Annotated in this window: 2 protein-coding genes; one reads left to right on the top strand and one right to left on the bottom strand. The window is 62.9% G+C overall.

Annotation, left to right across the window (positions count from 1 at the left end; all coding sequences use genetic code 11):
* Positions 1-1,557: hemagglutinin repeat-containing protein (locus tag ACXJKH_RS19440; RefSeq protein ID WP_457321830.1), on the top strand; the 1,557-nt coding region annotated here is incomplete at its 5' end.
* 220 nt (positions 1,558-1,777) lie between these two features.
* On the opposite strand, the gene ACXJKH_RS19445 is transcribed toward ACXJKH_RS19440, so the two are convergent.
* Positions 1,778-1,959 (bottom strand): transposase (locus ACXJKH_RS19445; protein ID WP_457321832.1); only part of this gene is annotated, 182 nt, incomplete at its 5' end.

Consider the following 1,959-nt stretch of genomic DNA (forward strand, 5'->3'; position numbering starts at 1 on the left):
GTGCTGATCACCGCTGCCGAGGACCGCCACAGTTCCGAGTCCAGCCAGAGCAGCAAGAAGAGTGGCTTYAGTGGCGGCTTCTCCAATGGCGTGGCCTCGGTGGGCTATGCCAAGTCCAGCAGCAGCGGCCAGAACGCCACGCAGGCCACTACCCAGGTCGGTTCGGCCATCGCCTCGCGCGAAGGCAACGTGCTGATCAGTGCCGGCAACCAGCTCACCCTGGCCGCCTCGGACGTTGCCGCCGGCGAGAACCTCACCCTGGTCGGCAAGGACATCGCGCTGCTGGCCAGGCAGGACACGCTGGACACGCAGAGCAGTCAGGCCAGCACGTCCAGCGGCATGTCGGTCGGCACCACCTACGACCCCACCAAGGCCTACCGCAGCGCCCGCGACTCCACCACCGACGGCATGGCCGACAGTGGGTCGACGATGGGCAAGATCACCCGCACCGGCGAAGGCGCTGCGTCCGGCGCCCGTGCAGCGACCACGTCCACCGTGATCACCGGCGGCAGCCAGCGCTCGAGCGGCAACCAGCGCGAATCCACCAGCGACGCCCGCGTCACCCAACTGGCGGCAGGCGGCGACATGACGCTGATCGCCAACGGCGGCTCCATCACCAGCCAGGGCGCGCAGCTGTCCGCCGATGGCAATGCGGTGCTGTTGGCGACCAAGGACATCGTCTTCGACGTCGCCCACAACACCGCCTCCAGCAGCAGCGACAGCCGCGGCAAGGGCTGGGGGTTCGCCAACAACACCAGCGGCCTGCCGTTCGGCACCAACAACTCGCGCAACGAAGGCGCCGGCCAGAGCGACACCATCACCGGCACCCAGCTGTCGGTCGGCGGCGGGGTGCGCATGGCCACCACCGAGGGCAACATCCGCCTGACGGCGGCCAACATCGCCGCCGAAAAGGACGTCAACATCCGTGCCGCCGGCGACCTGCTCATCCGCAGCGGCCAGGACACCGTCAGCAATGCCAACACCGCCGACAGCAAGGCGATCGGCACTGTGCAGATCTCCGATACCGAAAAATTCTCCGGCTGGCATCGCGAGCAGCACGAGGACGACAGCGCGATGGTGYCCCAGGTCGCCAGCACCATCGGCAGCCTGGGCGGCAACGTCAACCTCGGCGCAGGCGGMAARTACACCCAGATTGCCAGCAACGTGGTGGCCGCGCAGGACGTCAACATCACCGCGGCCGAGATCGAGCTGCTCACTGCCGATGAAACCGGGCAYGCCTCGCAGCGCGAYAAGSACCTGAASATCGGTGTGTTTGCGCGGGTCAAATCGCCGTTCATTGATCTGATCAACAATGTGGATGCTGCGCGGCAGTCGTATGGGCGGCTGCAATCCATGCAGGGCATGGCGGCCGCAGCCAACGCCTATCAGTCGGCCAGCGTCATCGTCAGCACGTTGGATGCAGGTGGCAGCGGGCTTATGGTCAGTGCCGAGACTGGCATTGTCTTCAAGACCGCCAGCATACTTGAGGCAATGGCCTCAATTGAATCCTCGTCGCTGCCCGCAGCAAGAAAGGCGAAAGCAATTGCTAATCTGTAAAGGGGGGGGGTGCTTTCAACGCCAACACGGTGGGATCGGGTGGTGCAAGAAATTCAACAGTCAAGAGTTTCTGTAATGGATCAATATGCGAGTACTTAATGGTTATTAATCCAATTAAGCTGCGTGATAACGGCTTCTCGGACGAGATGATCCGATACTTCATGGATGTGCAATATGATCCTGATCTTCCGATGGGGAATGTTGCTATAAGTAAGGTTCTTCACCCAACTCCGGGGAAGGCCGCCCGGATCTTCAGGAAGAAGTACGCGTCGTCTCGGTATCCGTAGGCGACGCGCTTGATGACCTTGATCTTGTTATTGATGCCTTCCACCAGGTTCGTCCCGAGAGGCCACCGGCAGTGGGCCAGGATGCCCGGCAGATAAGGCTGCAGACGGCGGACAA

It is taken from the genome of Stenotrophomonas sp. P5_B8, assembly GCF_054049855.1.